The sequence below is a fragment of the Desulfoplanes sp. PS50 genome, from assembly GCF_053851535.1.
The window spans coordinates 47,840-65,078 of the sequence record NZ_JBSPZA010000021.1; the positions used below are offsets into that span (position 1 = coordinate 47,840).

14 protein-coding genes and 3 tRNA genes are annotated in these 17,239 nt (G+C 54.6%); 8 read left to right on the top strand and 9 right to left on the bottom strand.

The annotated features are described in order from the left end of the window. Nucleotides 1–936 (bottom strand): DMT family transporter, encoded by a 936-nt coding sequence (locus tag ACTVJH_RS10405; RefSeq protein ID WP_455990105.1) that lies wholly within the window; start codon nucleotides 934–936, stop codon nucleotides 1–3. Nucleotides 937–1,176: 240 nt separating this feature from the next. Here ACTVJH_RS10405 and ACTVJH_RS10410 point away from each other — a divergent pair, with 240 nt between their 5' ends. Continuing rightward, nucleotides 1,177–1,731, top strand: coding sequence for a peptidylprolyl isomerase (locus ACTVJH_RS10410; RefSeq protein ID WP_455990107.1), 555 nt, complete (start codon nucleotides 1,177–1,179; stop codon nucleotides 1,729–1,731). Nucleotides 1,732–1,943: 212 nt separating this feature from the next. Here ACTVJH_RS10410 and ACTVJH_RS10415 read toward each other — a convergent pair whose 3' ends face one another. Next, nucleotides 1,944–3,215 carry an amidohydrolase family protein gene (locus ACTVJH_RS10415; protein WP_455990143.1) on the bottom strand — a complete coding sequence of 424 codons (1,272 nt, stop codon included), beginning with the start codon at nucleotides 3,213–3,215 and terminating at the stop codon, nucleotides 1,944–1,946. An 859-nt stretch (nucleotides 3,216–4,074) separates the two neighbouring features. Here ACTVJH_RS10415 and ACTVJH_RS10420 point away from each other — a divergent pair. From ACTVJH_RS10420 to ACTVJH_RS10430, 3 genes are all read left to right on the top strand, one after another. Next, nucleotides 4,075–4,150, top strand: a tRNA-Val gene (locus ACTVJH_RS10420). A 14-nt stretch (nucleotides 4,151–4,164) separates the two neighbouring features. Next, nucleotides 4,165–4,241 (top strand) — tRNA-Asp (locus ACTVJH_RS10425). A 52-nt stretch (nucleotides 4,242–4,293) separates the two neighbouring features. Then, a tRNA-Asp gene (locus ACTVJH_RS10430) sits at nucleotides 4,294–4,370 on the top strand. 63 nt (nucleotides 4,371–4,433) lie between these two features. Here the strand turns inward: ACTVJH_RS10430 and ACTVJH_RS10435 are convergent. The 3 genes from ACTVJH_RS10435 to ACTVJH_RS10445 all read right to left on the bottom strand — a co-directional run bounded on the left by ACTVJH_RS10435 (nucleotide 4,434) and on the right by ACTVJH_RS10445 (nucleotide 6,951). Next, complete coding sequence (locus ACTVJH_RS10435; protein WP_455990109.1) at nucleotides 4,434–4,883, bottom strand: metal-dependent hydrolase; 450 nt, start codon at nucleotides 4,881–4,883, stop codon at nucleotides 4,434–4,436. Between the two features lie 125 nt (nucleotides 4,884–5,008). Next, nucleotides 5,009–6,196, bottom strand: coding sequence for a SufB/SufD family protein (locus ACTVJH_RS10440; RefSeq protein ID WP_455990111.1), 1,188 nt, complete (start codon nucleotides 6,194–6,196; stop codon nucleotides 5,009–5,011). Beyond that, the gene (locus tag ACTVJH_RS10445) at nucleotides 6,184–6,951 is read right to left on the bottom strand and encodes an ABC transporter ATP-binding protein (RefSeq protein ID WP_455990113.1); all 768 of its coding nucleotides are present in this window, start codon (nucleotides 6,949–6,951) and stop codon (nucleotides 6,184–6,186) included. The genes ACTVJH_RS10440 and ACTVJH_RS10445 overlap by 13 nt, the downstream gene beginning before the upstream one ends. A 468-nt stretch (nucleotides 6,952–7,419) precedes the next feature. On the opposite strand from ACTVJH_RS10445, the gene ACTVJH_RS10450 reads away from it, so the two are divergent. Both ACTVJH_RS10450 and mazG read left to right on the top strand, forming a co-directional pair. Further along, nucleotides 7,420–7,992: a CvpA family protein gene (locus ACTVJH_RS10450; protein WP_455990115.1), complete on the top strand. Its 573-nt coding sequence runs from the start codon at nucleotides 7,420–7,422 to the stop codon at nucleotides 7,990–7,992. Continuing rightward, the gene (gene mazG / locus ACTVJH_RS10455; RefSeq protein WP_455990117.1) at nucleotides 7,979–8,779 is read left to right on the top strand and encodes a nucleoside triphosphate pyrophosphohydrolase; all 801 of its coding nucleotides are present in this window, start codon (nucleotides 7,979–7,981) and stop codon (nucleotides 8,777–8,779) included. The genes ACTVJH_RS10450 and mazG overlap by 14 nt, the downstream gene beginning before the upstream one ends. A 35-nt stretch (nucleotides 8,780–8,814) precedes the next feature. Here the strand turns inward: mazG and ACTVJH_RS10460 are convergent, their stop codons facing one another. The 3 genes from ACTVJH_RS10460 to uvrB form a co-directional block, all read right to left on the bottom strand. Beyond that, nucleotides 8,815–10,143 carry a YhjD/YihY/BrkB family envelope integrity protein gene (locus tag ACTVJH_RS10460; protein WP_455990119.1) on the bottom strand — a complete coding sequence of 443 codons (1,329 nt, stop codon included), beginning with the start codon at nucleotides 10,141–10,143 and terminating at the stop codon, nucleotides 8,815–8,817. A 291-nt stretch (nucleotides 10,144–10,434) separates the two neighbouring features. Next, entirely contained in the window at nucleotides 10,435–11,475 is a 1,041-nt protein-coding gene (locus ACTVJH_RS10465; protein WP_455990121.1) for a potassium channel family protein, read from the bottom strand. A 44-nt stretch (nucleotides 11,476–11,519) separates the two neighbouring features. After that, nucleotides 11,520–13,532, bottom strand: a complete 2,013-nt coding sequence (gene uvrB, locus ACTVJH_RS10470; protein WP_455990124.1) for an excinuclease ABC subunit UvrB — start codon at nucleotides 13,530–13,532, stop codon at nucleotides 11,520–11,522. A gap of 178 nt (nucleotides 13,533–13,710) precedes the next feature. Here uvrB and ACTVJH_RS10475 point away from each other — a divergent pair, with 178 nt between their 5' ends. Beyond that, nucleotides 13,711–15,288 (top strand): HD domain-containing phosphohydrolase, encoded by a 1,578-nt coding sequence (locus ACTVJH_RS10475; RefSeq protein ID WP_455990127.1) that lies wholly within the window; start codon nucleotides 13,711–13,713, stop codon nucleotides 15,286–15,288. A gap of 63 nt (nucleotides 15,289–15,351) precedes the next feature. After that, entirely contained in the window at nucleotides 15,352–15,963 is a 612-nt protein-coding gene (locus ACTVJH_RS10480) for a D-glycero-alpha-D-manno-heptose-1,7-bisphosphate 7-phosphatase (protein WP_455990130.1), read from the top strand. Between the two features lie 112 nt (nucleotides 15,964–16,075). Here the strand turns inward: ACTVJH_RS10480 and dapB are convergent, their stop codons facing one another. Then, a complete protein-coding gene (gene dapB, locus ACTVJH_RS10485) occupies nucleotides 16,076–16,858 on the bottom strand; it encodes a 4-hydroxy-tetrahydrodipicolinate reductase (protein ID WP_455990133.1) in 783 nt (260 codons plus the stop codon). Nucleotides 16,859–17,239: the final 381 nt, after the last annotated feature.

The following is a 17,239-nucleotide window of genomic DNA, read 5'->3' on the forward strand; positions in this document are numbered from 1 at the left end:
TCAACTCACCTCGCTGGAGGCCATGACCGTTGATCCAGGTTTGGGCCTCAAGGGACGCACCTGGGAGAGAAGCACTCCGGAAAAGACGACCACACAGGCCATGGTCTGGGCGACATTCATGGTTTCATCCATAAACAGCACCCCGAGACTCAATGCGATCACCGGCACGAGATTGACGAACACCGAGGCCCGTCCCGCAGGCACGCGAGATATGCCCCAATTATACAACCCAAAGGCACCCAATGTGACCAAAGAACCAAGATAGATAAGCAGCAGATACACCCATATCGGGGCCTCCCATACAATATCGCTGGCCATGACTCCGGGGAGAAAAAACAGGCTTCCAACCATGAATTGCATCCCTGTGAGCACAAAGGGATGATAATACCCTGAAAGTTTTCTGACCAGAAGCATGTACCCGGCCCCGAAACACATGGCTGCGACCTCGAGGAGATTTCCCAGCAATGGCTGGGGAGCGGCCTCGGTGGGAACGGATTCAAAGGTGAGCCAGACAACACCGACCAGAGAAAGCAAACACCCCAGCCAGACGTTGAGACCGCTTTTTTCCCCGAGAAAACTATACGCCCCCAACATGACCATGAGGGGCAGAATGGCCGAAATCATCCCGGCCTGTGCCGATGAGGTCAGCTTGACGGCAAACCCTTCGCACAGAAAATACATGCAGGGCTGGCAGAGAAAGAGCAGGGCCAGCCACTTCCAGTCAGACCCCAGCCGAATCCGACGGAGCTCTTTCCATCCAATAGCGGCAAACAGAATGCTGGCCACGACCATCCTGGCCCATACCGTGGCCATGGGGCCGAAAAAGGCCACGACCACCTTCATGGCCGAGTAGGAACTTCCCCATAAAAACACGGCCAGAAGCAGGGCGACGGAGGGCCACACGGTTGCATTTTTGTTTCCTGACAGGTTGGACATTCTTTACTCGATGGGCTGGGGTGGAAGCAGACAGTTGCTATGCAGAAAGACTCCTTAGGTTTTTTCCCGGCCCACGTCAAGGGAACCCGAGGCAAAGTTGTTCGCATCCCTGCGACGGGCATATCATGACTGGATCACCCTGCAAGCGATCCCCATCCTCTTGATAACGGTCGAGTATCCGGCTAGACGTTCAAAAAAAAATCACAATCAACCTTCATATCACATCTTTTCGGAGGCATCATGCGCTGGATCATCTCCCTGCTTCTTCTGCTTATTCCCTGCACCCTCCAGGCACAGGACAATCCCCTGGTCGAACTGGAAACGACCAAGGGAACCTTTGTCCTTGAACTCGACCGGGAAAACGCCCCCCACAGTGTGGAAAATTTCCTGGGCTATGTGCGCAAAGATTTTTACAAGGGAACCATCTTCCACCGGGTCATTGAAGGATTCATGATCCAGGGCGGCGGTCTCGATACAGCCATGCAGCCCAAAGACACCGATTCCGCCATCAAGAACGAGGGCAGAAACGGCTTGAAAAACACCAAATACACCGTTGCCATGGCCCGGACAAACAATCCTCACTCTGCAAGCTCCCAATTCTTCATCAACACAGCCGACAACGGATTTCTGGACACCAAGGGAGCCAAATGGGGATATGCCGTGTTCGGCAAGGTCTACCGGGGTGCGGACGTGGTCGATGCCATCGAAGAGGTGGTCACCACGACCCGGTCGGGATACAGGGATGTCCCGGCCAAACCTGTGGTCATCCTCAACGCCCGGATCATCACGGAATAGATCACCGCTGACGGATGTAAGCGCTTCAACCGCCCATCATGTCACCAATAGGTACGGTCACCATCTCAAAAAGCCCCAGGTCACTTCCGTGACCAGGGGCTTTTTGAGATCTGGATACCCACCAGGCCGAATCAGGACAGCCTGTCATGCTCGCGAATACCAACCAGGGCCCGATCATTGACGATCAGCCCAACCCGCACCAACCACATCCTTCAAGACGATTTCTGACCATGCACACCGGACGCAGTCATTGTCCTCTTCCTGCTCGCTGGTTCAACCTGTGAGGACGCAATCATTGCCAGAGCGGCTCGTTTTCCCGGCTCGATGGTGCCGTATTGGTCCGAAACTCCCAGGATGCGTGCACCGTTCTTCGTTCCCATGGAGACCACCGTTTCCATGTCCAGATCGTGGCCCATGGCCAGCAGCATATCCATATCCCGGCTGAGGTCCAGATCATGGTTGGAGCTGAGTCCGTCGGTCCCCAGACAGAGGTTGATCCCGGCCTGGCGCATGGCGTTCACCGGTGCCGCGCCCACGCCGATATAGGCGTTGCTGCAGGGACACACACAGACCGAGGTTTGGGTCGCGGCCAGCAGCTCGATATCCCGGTCACTCGCCTGAACGCAATGGATGGCCAGGGTGCTCGGACCAAGCAGTCCCAACTCATGGGCATAGACAATGGGCGAGCAACCCAGCCGAGTAAATCCCGAGGGAAGGAGGCCGGATCCTCGAAGTGTTGCTGCAAGGGGGCCGGAACCATCGCGCAAAAGTTCCACTTCATCCCGGGACTCGGCAAGATGGATGGCAAAGGGCATGTTGTGTGCGTCGCACCACGCTTTGGTCAATTGAAGGGTCCTGGGATGGGTGGAGTAGAGGGCATGACCGGCATAGGCAAACCTCTGCCGGGAAAGATAGCCATCCGCAATATCCCTGGCAAAGGCATAGGGACGCAAAACATCATTCTTCGGCCTGGAAAAACCCATTCGCTGGATCATGAAAAACAGATCGATCCGGGGATCACTCTCCAGGGCCCTGGCCACCCGGGGGGCATCGTATCCCCCCATGTCCGCGGCCATGACCGTCCCGGTTTCCCATATCCGTTCCAGGGCATGGGCAATAGCCGTCACATCCATGCGCTCCTTCAACAGGGGGTGCAGACTGTTGGCCCAGGCAGTAAATCCCTGATGAGGACATGTCCGCCCGGCAAGCGCGGATAATTCAAGATGGGTATGACAATTGATCAATCCGGGAATGAGCAGTGCGTCCCGGCAATCGATCACCGGCAGATCACGGCCGCGCTGAAGATCCACGGCCCTGCCCACCTCTTCGATCATGGGCGGGGTTTCTCCGTTCAGGGCAACGACCACCCCGCCCTGGTCAATGGTACCCAGACGCGGGGACATGGTCAGAACAGTGCCGGAACGGACAAGCACCCTGGAAGATGCCGGAGAGATCCCGGTAAAGGGAACAGCCAAAGCGCGCATGGGCAAGCGGTGCCAGATTTCCGTGATCCTGGCAACGCATGGGTGAAGACCGATCCGGGGCGGATATCTTCACAATCATCATCCCGCAAAGCTCCTGATCATAAAAGCCTCGGGGATCGCCAAACAGATGCCCGGCGATCCACCGACGTGCCGTCAAAAACCCTGCACACCCGATGCAGACCGAATCGTCGGAACAGCCCCCTTGCACCACGCACAGAGGCCGACCAGATGGTCGGCCTCTGTGGAAAATGTACCCTCGTGATCACATATCCTTCCAGGGGTCATCCTCCCTCAAAACGTCTTGAGTCGCTTAACGCTCTTAACGTTCTTCAATTTCTTAGATTTTTCAAAAATTTCCAGATGCTTATCAACACACCTGCATTTCGTTGGATCGAAGCAGCCAGTTTTCGACCAGAATACTTGCCCTTATTTCTTGTTCTTCTTCTTTCTCCCGTCCAGGGAGCAGCTGTCGCTACCAATGCCTCAGCCACCCTTGCCGGTGAGAATTCTGAACAGGATAAAGACCACAAATACCAGGACCAAAATCCCGGACAACGAATCAAACAATCCACCTTCCATTGCTTCCCTCCATTTCTGATTCTGCCTTCATGGACCCGGATGATCCGGATTCATCGACCTTCCGTATCATTCAAGATGTCGTCTGCGTATATGGATAACTAAGCACGATACGACAGGGTTTCAAGCCCCTGGCGATCAAAAGGCTCTCATTCCCGAACAAAAGTCCTAACCTGTTGAAACCCCCTCATTTTCATTTTCTCTGGAAAAATGGAGAAAAGGATGTTTTTTGGGTTGACACCCACACCCCGCTTCTATAGAAAGCGGTCTCCGTTGTTCGAAAGGGCGGTTAGCTCAGCTGGGAGAGCATCGGCCTTACAAGCCGAGGGTCACAGGTTCGAGCCCTGTACCGCCCACCAGGAAGTTTGTTTGCGGGGTCGTAGTTAAGCTGGTTATAACGCCGGCCTGTCACGCCGGAGGCCGTGGGTTCGAGTCCCATCGGCCCCGCCAAACAGAAACACTTGACAAGCTCTACCTGTCTGAATAAACGGATGCATCACGCGGGGTCGTAGTTAAGCTGGTTATAACGCCGGCCTGTCACGCCGGAGGCCGTGGGTTCGAGTCCCATCGGCCCCGCCACAAGAAAACAAGGGATCATGTGCAAGCATGATCCCTTTTTTCGTTCTCGGTTGTCGGCGTTTTCTAAAATTTCCTGTCCAGCAAAAGATGCGAAAAATAGCCGAGCACCGCTGCCAGATAAAAGGGGAGCAACCGCTGCCACGGGGTCTGATAAAAAAGGATCGGCAGAACCAGGATGGGCAGAGGAATGACCAGCATGGCCCACCAGGTATGGGTCCAGCCCCGGTGATGCCCCACGGCGGGCAGCAGGGCGCAGAATCCGAGGATGGCCGCCCATTTATACTCTTCCTGGATCATGAGGGCCAGATCAACCACTGCAAGGACGGAATAAAAAAGATTCTGCCCCTTGGAATCCGTATCCACATCCGGAAAAAGGGCTCCGGCCAGAACGATGCTCACCAGAAGCAGGGCCACCTCGATATCCGGCTGATACACCCCGAACCAGATCAACCCGGCCAATGTGCCACCCCCCAGAATCAATCCCCCTGCCAAATGCCCCCGATATCCCGGCATACGTCTTCCTCCTGAAAATTGCTGTGCACCTTCAAAAAAACGTCATCCCGATACCCCGAGATGACGTTTTTTGTTTTTCTCTGCGTCACTGCGCCTCTGCGCGATACTGTTTTGTCTGTCAGATCCTAAAACATTTCCCCCTCATGCTCGGCAATGGTCCGATCGATGCTTTCCTTGAGTTCCTTGGGCAACCCCATGATGTCCACATTCAAAAATCCGCGAACAATGGTCGAGGTAGCCTCGTCCTCATCAAGCCCCCGGGCCATGAGGTATTCGATCTCTTCCTGGGCGATCTTGCCCACAGCGGCCTCGTGGGAGAGCTCCACCCCGGTGCGGGTCCCTTTGAGTTCGGGGATGGCGTGAATCACCCCGTCTCCCAGGATGAGCCCCTTGCACTCGAGATGCCCTTTGGCAGGCACCGCATTGCCCACGATCTCACCCCGGGCGATATTCATGCCGCCGGTGGTGATGGTCCGGGAGATGATCTCTCCGCGGGTATCCGGGGCATTGAGGATGATCCGGTTGCCCGTGTCCACGTGGGAACCGGTCGGGGTGACAATGACCGCATTGAACCGGGCCACGGCACCACGGCCGTTGAGATGAATGGTAGGATAGGATTGAACGGATTTGACCTTTTTCAGCAGGATGTAATTGTTCAGGAAGACCCCGTCTTCCTCCACGATCCCCACGGTTCTGGGCCTGACTACCACATCCTCTCCCCAATTGTGGATCATGGTGAAGGTCAGCTTGCCGCCCTTCTTGATATAAAATTCGGAAATACCCAGATGCATGGCCGAAACCACATCATGGGACGTGGCACACCCGGTGATGATATGGACCTCGGAATCCTCTTCCACGACCACGACATTGTGCACATTCTGCCCGGTATTTTCGCCTTTGATGAACAGACAGGACTGGACCGGTTCCGTGACCTTTGCACCCTTTTCCGTGCGGATAAAATACCCGCCCTGGGTCTTTTGATCAGCCGAGGCCCGGGTGAATTCGTCCTGATCCTTGTCCACGGCCTTCCAGAAATATTCGGGCAATCCGTCGTATTTGGCCAACGCGTCGTTGATCCCGAGCACTTCGACCCCTTGCTGACACGATGAACAATGAACCTTGGCGTGATCGAATTGCAAAAAGGTTCCGCTGCGCCCCTGCCTGGAGACATCCACCCCGGCCATGAGCAGCTGTTCACGCTCTTCGGGCGTGATCCTGTCCAGACCGCTGATGACATCGTCTTCACCACCGGTAAAGGCATACCGGTCAAGATCCACCTCGATCTTTTCCTGATTCGTTTTTAGTTCAGACATCTGACACACTCCTTGTAACCGTACTCACTGATATGATCGAGAATATCCCGGGGACGATTCGGCCTGGAATCACAGCACAATCTGCCGTCATACATGACCTGACCACGATCGGCATTGACATAATCCAGAATATGTCCGGTATGGGTAATGATCAGTCCCGAGGTTGTGTGACGCGCCTTGCGATCGCGCATGGTTTCAAAGGGAGAAGGCTCCAAGGGTCCATCCAGAAGTTTGCGGGCGGTCTTGCCGACAAGGGCCATGTTTTCCAGATCCACCCCCGACTCGGGTTCGTCAAACAAGACCAATCGCGGATCCTGGGCCATGAGCTGAAGAAGTTCCGAACGCTTGATCTCGCCTCCGGAAAAACCCGCATTGATATCCCGCTCCAGAAAAGACTCGAAATTCACGGATCTGGCCATGGCCGGAACATCGAATTCACTGCCCCGGGCACAGAGACGAACAAGATCCTTGGTCTTCAACCCGTGAATGGTGGGGGGACGCTGGAAGGACATGCCTATCCCGAGCCTGGCCCGCTCGTAGGTGGGCATACGGGTTATGTCCTCGCCTCTGAAGATAATCTGACCATCTGTGACTTGGTAACCGCCAAAGCCCATAATGGTCATGAGAAGGCTTGTCTTGCCCGACCCGTTGGGGCCGAACAGAATAAAGGTCTCCCCGTCCTCTATGTTCAGGTTGATCCCCTTGAGGACCTCCTTGTCTCCGATTTTGACATGCAAATCGTGTATTTTGAGCATATGTACTACCTCTGGTTGCAGGTGGAAGCGAGACGAACCGATCTCGCTGCCCGAGAGTCATATCCGGGGCATGATTGTTGGTTGTTATGCCAAACCAATAATCTATATAAACATGGAACGGAACAAGTCAAGAATGAGTCACCCTCCGGCACCGTCAAAACATCCCGTGGCCACAGGAAAACCCGGTCCGCACATCGCTATCTTCCATCCTCCCCGATGATCGCCAGGACAGATACGCCCTGAGAACCAATCACACCTTCAATGTTCAAGGTATCGACTGTACATTTGCATCACTCCGTACTAAAGGCCGATTTTGGTTGTGGCCACCGGAATCCTCTACCCATCCCGATCTCCGATCCCGTGTCCCAAAACCACCTGCCATCAGGATTCACGCCCTCACCAGCTCATGGCTCTGGATGAGCAGAATCCCGGCCAGGCTTTCAATTTTGCCATTTTCAGGAGGAACGCATGAATACATTGGACATCATTTTTATCATCATTCTGGGCATCCTTTGTATGCGGGGTATTTTCAGAGGCATGGTCAGGGAGATCGCCTCGATTCTCGGGCTGGTACTCGCATTTGTTCTGGCCAACGCCTTTCACGCTCAACTGCTGCCCTCCGTCCAAAAATTTATCGAAACACCCGGATATGCCCGGGCCGTGGCCTATCTGGCCATCTTTTTCGGTGTCATGCTCGGAGTCTTTATCATCTCCACCCTGCTCCGACAATTCCTCAAGCTGATCATGCTCGGCTGGCTCGATCGGATTGGCGGCGGAGGACTGGGATTTGCCAAGGGGTTGCTGTTGTGCAGTGTCATTCTCATCGTTCTGACCACCTTTCTCTCATCCAAGGCCTCCATCCTCACAGAATCCAGGGTCGCTCCGTATATCGGCATGGTCAACGAAGCCGTGGCAGGCTTTCTCCCCGAAAACATGCAGGAGGAATTCGAGTCCAAGAGCTCTTCGCTCAAAGAACTCTGGCACGCCGACTGGATGGACAAATTAAAAGACAAACAGGATCAATTGCGTGAAAAACAGTAATACCACCATCCAACCCATTCTCGATGTCATCGAGCGGCTGGTCGCCCCGGACGGCTGCCCCTGGGACAAGAAGCAGACCCCGGAAACTCTGTGCGATTATCTGATCGAGGAATGTTTCGAACTTGTGGAGGCCATTCGGGACAGGGACATCGATGAAATCAGGGAAGAGCTCGGCGATGTCTTTTTTCTCCTCCTGTTCATCGGCCAATGGTATGGCCGCGCAGGATCGTTTTCCCTGGACCAGGTCTGGCAGGAAAACGCCGCCAAGATGATCCGCAGGCATCCCCATGTCTTCGGTGATCAGGACATCACAACCACCTCGGAGCTCTACGCCACCTGGGAGGCGATCAAGAAACAGGAAAAAGCCGAGAAAACAAACGGTTCCAAAAAGGTCTTTGCCTCCCTGCCCGCCTCCCTGCCTCCGCTCTTGCGGGCCTATCGGATCAATTCAAAGGCAGCCCGGATCGGATTCACCTGGGACACGGACGAGGACCAGGAAACAAAGCTAGCAGAAGAATGGCAGGAATGGATCGAGGCAAAACAGGCTGGAAACGTTGAGCAGATGGAAGAGGAGTTCGGGGATTACCTCTTTACCCTCACGGAATACGGCCGCAGGCACAATCTCAAGGCCAACACCTGCTTGAGCAGGGCGAACAAAAAATTTCTGGAACGATTCGACAAAATCGAAACCCTGGCCCTGAAGCGGGGCCTGGACATATCGGCCATGACCCTTCAGGAAATGGATGTACTTTGGGAAGCGGTCAAAAAAGAGGAGAGCACCGCATAATCAGTGCTCTCATCTTTTGTATCGTTGAGGGATGGCTATGATTGGCCATCCTTTCTTTTTTCAAATTCCTCCAAGGTCACGTTTTCCCCGCTTTGGACAATGGCCTGATAAAAGGCCTGCATGACCCGGGCAACGTCCTTGTCCACCTCGCGTTCATCCCGTTGTTCGGGATGGTCATCACCTGTCATCAGCGATCGGATGATCTCCATCAGGGTCAGGGTCTGGGGCAACCGGTAGAGTCCGTACCCATCTCCCTCCTCCCGGATCACCTGGACGACGTACCCGAGCTCGATCAATTCCTCCAGAATCCTGTTGGTATCCTTGATCGAGAGGTGGATCTCCTGAGCCAGCTCATGGCTTGCAAGGGGGGGACTGCCCTGTCGACCGGCCCGGGTCATCAGGGTCAGCATCTCCAGGGCGGCCTGGATACGGGTTTGCGGGGTCATTTGTTCGGCCATTCCCCCCTTTCCACCCCCTTTGCTCCCTTTCTTGAAATTCTGCATGGCATAGCTGACCTCCGCCCCGATGAGCACGACCACCCAGCTCCAATACATGAGCAAAAAGGCCAGGGGTACCTGGGCGAAACTCCCGTAGATGGCGTTGTACTGGGAGCCCCCCATGGATTTGCCGATAAAATACATCTGGGTGGACTGGAGAAGAATACTTGCCACCAGGGCCCCCATCAGACCACTGCGGATCTTGACCTTGACGTTGGGTATAACCATGTAGATGACGAAAAGTCCGAGCACCACGGGCAGAAGGGGAAGGACAAACCCGATGACCACTGATCGAAATTCACCGACAAAGGTCACCCCCATGATCTGATTGAGGATCTGGGACTGTTGGAGAAAGGCCGTGGTACTCAGGGAAACAATGGCCAGAAACGGGCAGATGAGAATAAGGGCCAAATAGTCGGTGAACTTGCGCACAGCCGTTCGTCCCGCTTTGACCCCCCAGATGGTGTTAAAGGACTTCTCGATATTGTTGAAGAGCAGAAACACCGTGATGATGATGGAGATCACCCCTATGGTCCCCAGGGTACCCACATTCGTGTTGTTGATATATCCGATGACCTGATCCACCAGTTCACCATTCTGGGCAAATACCCGAAGGAGCAACTCACGGATATACACGGAATTCTGAAATCCGAGCCCCTTGGACACGGAAAAGGCCACGGCAAAAAAGGGCACGATGGCCAATGCGGTCACATAGGTCAGGGCCGAGGCCCGAAGCAGGCAGTTGTCATACAAAAATCCCTGGACAACGGTCTCCCCCCACCAGGTGAGCGAGCGAACTATCCGGGAGCGGAAAACAAGCTCCTTCATTGTTTGAAGCCCTTCATGCACCCTGCTGGTCGTATCCATGGTTCTCCCATCCCAAAAAGATTTCATCATGTGATGCCGTTTGATCATCCTGTGGCATGACACCCAACGTCATCATCAAATCATGGTCCATCCTTGTCGCGGTACAGACTGGCAAACGAGGGCGTTATTGTCCCGTCTCCGGCCAGCTTTGCATAAGGTCTGCTAAGGCTCGCAAACTCGCTAAGCATTCACTTTTCCCGTCTCCCGTCTCCCGGTCTCCCGTCTCCTTTCTCCCGGTCTTCCGCCTTTTCTGCGCACTGCGCCCTGTGCACTGCGCACTTTTCCTTCTTGTTACCCTTTGGTTTCGTGCTCGAGCATCTCGAAATTTTCGTGTTTCCCGATACCCACCAGCACATCCCCTTCTTCCATCACTTCCTGAGGGCCGGGATTGAAAATCATCTTTCCGGTCGGCTTGCGGATGGCAATGATGATCAGATTGAACCGTGGCCGGATCTGAGAGACGATCAAATCCTGGCCCACCAGGGTCGAACCCTTCTCGACCACGATCTCCTCCATCTGCAATTCCTCACCCTGGTGGGCGAGTTCCAGAAAGTCCGTCACAGTCGGGCGAAGGACCATCTGGGCCATACGCATTCCACCGATCATGTGCGGGGTCAGAGCCTTGTCTGCTCCGGCCATCATCAATTTCTGCACCGAACCTTCCTTGTCCGCCCGGGCCACGATATAGATATCCGGATTGGATTGCCGGGCCGTCAGGGTCACGTAGACATTCTCGGCCATCTGGTTCAAACAGGCGATCAGCCCCTTGGCCCGATCGAGTCCGGCTGAAAAAAGAACCTCGTCCGAGGTGGCATCCCCCTCGATGACCAAAAGCTGCTTGCTCTTGAGTTCCTCCACATGACTGGGATCGTTTTCAATGACCACGACCGGTAAACCGTCGCCCACGATCTCCCGGACCACGACGCTCCCGATCCGTCCGTATCCACAGACAATAAAATGATCCCTCAATGTATCTACGATCTTGAGCACTTTACGTTTCCCCCACATATCCTGAATCTTTCCCTCGACCAAAAACTGGGTGAAGGTTCCCACCAGATAGGCAAAGGTGCCGACACCCAGAAGAATCAGAATCGATGTCAAAATCCGCCCGGTTTCCGAAAGCTCATGGGTCTCGGTGAACCCGACCGTGGAAAGGGTGATGACCACCTGATAGAAACTGTCGAGAAATCCCCACCCCTCCACATGCATATAGATGAAAAGGCCGTATACGAATGTCAATAAAAAGGAAAAACACCCCATGACAAAGGGAAGCAAACTCCCATACCGGAGTTTGAGTTGATAATAATAAGCTGCATATGATTTTTTGCGCATCGGGTACTCGTGCTGATTGTCCGAAAAAGCGTATCCGCCGGGGGTTATGCATCATCCTTCTTCAGGGTCGCGATCCTGTCCCTGAGTCGGGCCGCGGCCTCAAATTCCAATTCCTTGGCTGCCTGACGCATGAGCCGTTCCAATCGTTTGATTTCCCGGGCCTTTTCCTTGGGCTTGTCCCGATAGGCGGCAACGGTCTCGGCCAGGGATGCCGTGGCGGGCAACGAACTCTCACTCCGGAGTTCGTAAAGAATGTTTCTAACCGGTTCCTTGCGGATGGTCTCGGGTACGATCCCGTGTTCCGTGTTAAACGCTTCCTGTTTCTCTCTGCGTCGGCTACACTCATCCATGGCCGTACGCATGGAATCGGTGACCTTGTCCGCATACATGATCACCCTCCCCTGAACATTGCGTGCCGCCCGACCGAATGTCTGGATGAGCGAACGATTGGAACGCAGAAATCCCTCCTTGTCCGCATCCAGAATGGCCACCAGGGATACCTCGGGAAGGTCCAGTCCCTCCCGCAAGAGGTTGATCCCGACAAGTACGGCAAACTCCCCCTTTTGCAGGGCCTGGAGAATGGCCACCCGCTCCAGGGTGTCGATGTCCGAATGCATGTACCTGGCCTGAATGCCGCGGATCTGCAGAAACTCGGTCAGATCCTCGGCCATCCGCTTGGTCAGGGTGGTCACCAATACACGCTCGTCCCGTTCCACGCGGGCGAAACATTCCCCCATGAGATCATCCATCTGACCCCGGGTTGGTCTGACCTCGAGCAGCGGGTCAAGCAATCCGGTGGGACGGATAACCTGTTCCACGACCAGCCCCTGGGCCCGCTCCAGTTCCCACGGCCCGGGCGTTGCCGAAACATAGACAGTTTGATTGATCCTGTCCAAGAATTCCTCGAAGCACAACGGACGGTTATCCAATGCGCTGGGGAGTCTGAACCCGAAATCAACCAGGGTCTGTTTCCTGGAACGGTCCCCGTTGAACATCCCCCCTATCTGGGGAACCGTGATATGGGATTCATCCACAAAGAGCAAAAAATCCTCTGGAAAATAATCGAGCAGGGTCGCCGGAGCCTGACCGGAGCGACGGTTGTCCAGGTGGAGGGAATAGTTCTCGATCCCGTTGCAATACCCCAGCTCCTCGATCATCTCCAGGTCGAGCTGGGTCTTCTGTTCCAGTCGCTGTGCCTCGACAAGCCGATTCTCCTGCTCAAAAAAAGCCAGTCTCCTTCTGAGTTCCTCCCGGATATCGTCCATGGCCCGGTTGAGATTTTCTCTGTCCGACACATAATGGCTGGCCGGGTAGATGACCGTCTTGGCAATCCGGTCCCTGACCTCACCGGTTAACGGATCAGTGGAAAAAATTCCGTCGATCTCATCTCCAAAAAACTCGATGCGCAGGGCCTGTTCGTGTTCATAGGCTGGGATGACCTCGAGGACATCCCCGCGGACCCGGAAGGTTCCCCGGTGGAAATCATAATCGTTGCGCTGGTATTGCACATCCACCAGTCGTTCGATGATCGACTCCATGCTCACCTCATCCCCCTGCTCCACCGGAATGAGCATCTTGGCATAGTATTCGGGCGATCCCAGCCCGTAGATGCAGGAGACCGAGGCCACGATGATCACGTCCCTTCTGGTCAGCAGGGCATGGGTGGCGGCATGGCGCAATTTGTCGATATCCTCGTTGATGGACGAGTCCTTTTCGATGTACACGTCCGAATGGGGCAGATAGGCCTCGGGCTGGTAGTAATCATAGTAGCTGACAAAGTATTCAACGGCATTGTGCGGAAACAGGGCGGAAAACTCCGTGTACAATTGAGCCGCCAGGGTCTTGTTCGGGGCCATGACCAGGGTGGGACGCCCGGTTTGGGCGATGACCTGGGCCATGGTAAAGGTCTTTCCCGATCCGGTCACTCCTAAAAGAACCTGGTCCCTGACGCCCGCGGCAATATTGGATGTCAGATCCTCGATGGCCCGCGGCTGATCACCACGGGGAGAAAAACCGCTCACAAGTTCAAAGGGGATGGCTTCAGGTCGACGAGACATGCTACCTCGTTGATAAGGGAAAAAAGGGATGCAAAGGGATTTCAGATGCTGGTCGCACCAGGAGACAGATATCCACGAAGCAAAACATGTCAGGGATTTTCCGGTTGTCAGACAATAGCAATTGACATACAGAAAAATGATACATCAGAGACTTTTTGCAAGCCACGGATATCCAAGCATGAGCCATTCGATCATCAAGCGACTGACATCCATAGGGATAGCCCTTTTCGCAGAAAAGGACATCGACACCCTGTTGAACCTGATCCTGGATGAGGCCATGAAAATGACCAGGGCGGATGCCGGGACAGTCTATGTTGTGGACGATGAAAACCAAACCCTGGTTTTCAACATCATGCACAACAATACCAACGATATCCATGCCCACCACAAAAGCGACATCAATCTGGCTCCGGTCCCCCTGTATCTTCCCGACAGCACCCCCAATCACGCCAATGTCTCCTCCCACGCGGCTCTGACAGGTGAAAGCGTCAACATCGAGGATGTCTACAAGACGGAAGAATTCGATTTTAGCGGGCCGAAAAAATACGATCACATCACCGGCTACCGATCACGATCCATGCTGGTCATTCCCATGCAGGACCACCATGGTGACATCCTGGGTGTCGTCCAGCTGATCAACGCCACTGCCCCTGAAACCGGCGCGGTCTGCAAATTCACCGAAGAACAGGCAGAAATGGTCGCCTCCCTGGCATCCCAGGCAGCCGTGTCCCTGAACAATGCCCGACTCATCCAGAATCTCGAAGATCTTCTCCAGGCCTTTATCAGAACCATTGCCTCGGCCATCGATGCCAAATCCAAGTACACAGGCAATCACATCCGAAGGGTGGTCCAGCTGACCATGGATATCGCCGAGGCCATCAACCAATGCGACAGCCCACCCTTTGACACCATCCATTTTGATGACGATCAGATCCAGGAGCTCAGCCTGGCCTCCTGGCTCCATGACGTGGGCAAGATCATCACCCCCCAGCATATCATTGACAAACATGCCAAACTGGAAACGGTCATCGATCGCGCCGAGCTCGTTCGTACCCGCTTTCAGGTCATTGAAAGTACCCTGCGCCTTGAAAACGCCCAGGCCAAAATCGATGCACTGAACCAGGGGGAACCCGACGGGGACGTGCACCACCTGGACGTACAACTCGATGAAGCACTCAAGGAGCTCCACGCCGAACTCGAACTCATCCTCTCCTGCAACCGGTCCATGGAGTACATGCCCCCGGCCCAGCTTGAAGAAATCAAGGCCATAGGCAGGAAAACCTACACATGGCAAGGCCGGAAATATCCCTATCTGAGTAAAGACGAAATGGACAATCTGTGTATCCAGAAGGGAAATCTTACAGAGAGTGAACGTAAAACCATTGAAAACCATGCCCGGGCAACCTGGGAGATGCTTTCTCAGTTACCCTTTCCCAAACATCTGGCCAATGTGGCTACCTATGCGGCTCAGCATCATGAAAAACTGAATGGAAGCGGGTACACCTGTGGGCTGACCAAAAAGGACCTTCCTTTACAAAGCCGCATCCTGGCCATAGCCGATATCTTCGAGGCCCTCACCGCCGCGGACCGTCCCTACAAGGACCCCATGCCCATTTCCAAGGTTCTTGACATTATGGGCTTCATGAAAAAGGACGGCCACCTGGATCCGGACATTCTGGACCTGTTCATCAACGACAAGGTGTTCATGAAATTCGTGACCAACGAGGTCGACCCGGCACAAAACGACATCACGTGACAACGACTCTTTCCGCATGCAACATTCCTTCATGCACGCAGCCATCCGTGCAATCGATTACCCATGACATCTTTGCCTTCTCAATTAAACACCATTCTCCTGGACCGCGACGGCACATTGATCCGGGAATGTCATTATCTGAGCGATCCGGACAAGGTCGAACTGATCCCCGGGATCATTTCCCCCATGCGCCATCTCTGCAGACTCGGGATTCGCTTTTTTCTGGTCACCAACCAAAGTGGTATCGGGCGGGGCTATTTTTCCCAGGCCGAGTACCTGGCCGTGCAGAAGAGATTGCGCAGCCTGTTGCAGGTCCAGGGAATCACCCTTGCAGGAGAAGTCTTTTGCCCCCATGCGCCCGAGGAATCATGCCCGTGCCGCAAACCCAACCCTGGCATGTGGGAGCAACTTCGAACCAGCTACCAGCTTGATTCTCGCAACACCGTGATGATCGGTGACAAAAGGGGTGATATCACCTTTGGCCTGAATGCCTCTCTGTACACCATCCTGGTGCTGACCGGCCATGGTCACAGCGAGGCCAGGGCACTGAATCTTCCCGACCTCGACGACGATATTCTCCAAGTACCGACCCGCACCGACCCTGCTCCACACGTTATGGCCCGAAATCTGGGAGCGGCCCTCAGCTGGATCAAAAAACAACTGGACAGCCGGTAGCATCTCAGTGTCACCCGACTGTCCAGCCATTTGGTCATCACATCTGTTTCGTCATCCCGGACCTGATCCGGATTCCTTTTTTCTCAACCTATTAGCGCCTCTGCGCAAAAAACTACACGAGCATATCCGCCATGGTATACAGCTTGCCCGGTTTCTGTGAGCCGATCCACTTGGCAGCCCGCAAGGCCCCGCTGGCAAAGGTCTCCCTGGAATGGGCCCTGTGAGTCACCTCGATGCGTTCACCCGGTCCCAGACAATAGACCGTGTGATCGCCGACCACGTCCCCGCCGCGCAGGGTCTGCACCCCGATTTCCCCGTGCGGGCGTTCCCCGATGATCCCGTGGCGGGAAAAATTCCCGATTTCGTCCAGTTCCTTTTCCCGTGCCCCGGCCAAACACTCGGCCAGTTTGAGGGCGGTTCCGCTGGGGGCGTCTTTTTTGTGCTTGTGATGGATTTCCATGACCTCGAGGTCGTAATCCTCTCCCAAAATCCGGACCAGATCCGGCAGGCATTGAAGCAGCGCGTTGACCCCCACACTCATGTTCGGGGCCCAGAAAATGGGGGTCTTGGCGGCCAGTTTCTCAAGCTCCGCCAATTCATCCCGATTCAGTCCGGTTGTTCCGATGACCACGGGTACGGATCCCCCGGCAGCCTTGGTGGCCGTGGCCAGGGTGACGGCTGGGGCGGTAAAATCGACCACTACCGCACCGGGAACATCCATGGCTTTTTGAACATCGTCCACAACCGGACATCCGAACCGCTCGAGCCCCTTTTGGCGTTCTGTCCGCTCCACGAGCCCGGCCAATTGCAACCCGGGATCATTTTCCGCCATGCGGGTCAGAGTGGCTCCCATGCGTCCGTTGGCTCCCATGATAATGACAGGTACTGCGCTCATAATGACGACACCTCGCGTAATTACGGGCCACGATCCGACACCTGCGGTTCGCAGCCCTGATGATATATGCAATAAATACGATTTTAGTACCTTACTCGTGAAAGTCTGCCAGAAAAAACAAGAAAATTTTATAACCGCTTGAACTTAAAACTTAACACCTAAAACCTAAAACTGCGGCTTGGCCGCATTAAATCGGAACAAATGGTATATACAGAAGAGAAGACAGGTTGACAAATACCCCAACCCTTAAAAAATGAGGCTCCTCGCTGTTTCGTGTGGGTAGGGGGTTGAGATCTGGGGGGCCACCGAGTAGGAAAAGCAGCTATGAAAGACTTAGATCTCTTCCAGAAAGCACTTGGTTTGACTCCGCCTTGGGAGGTA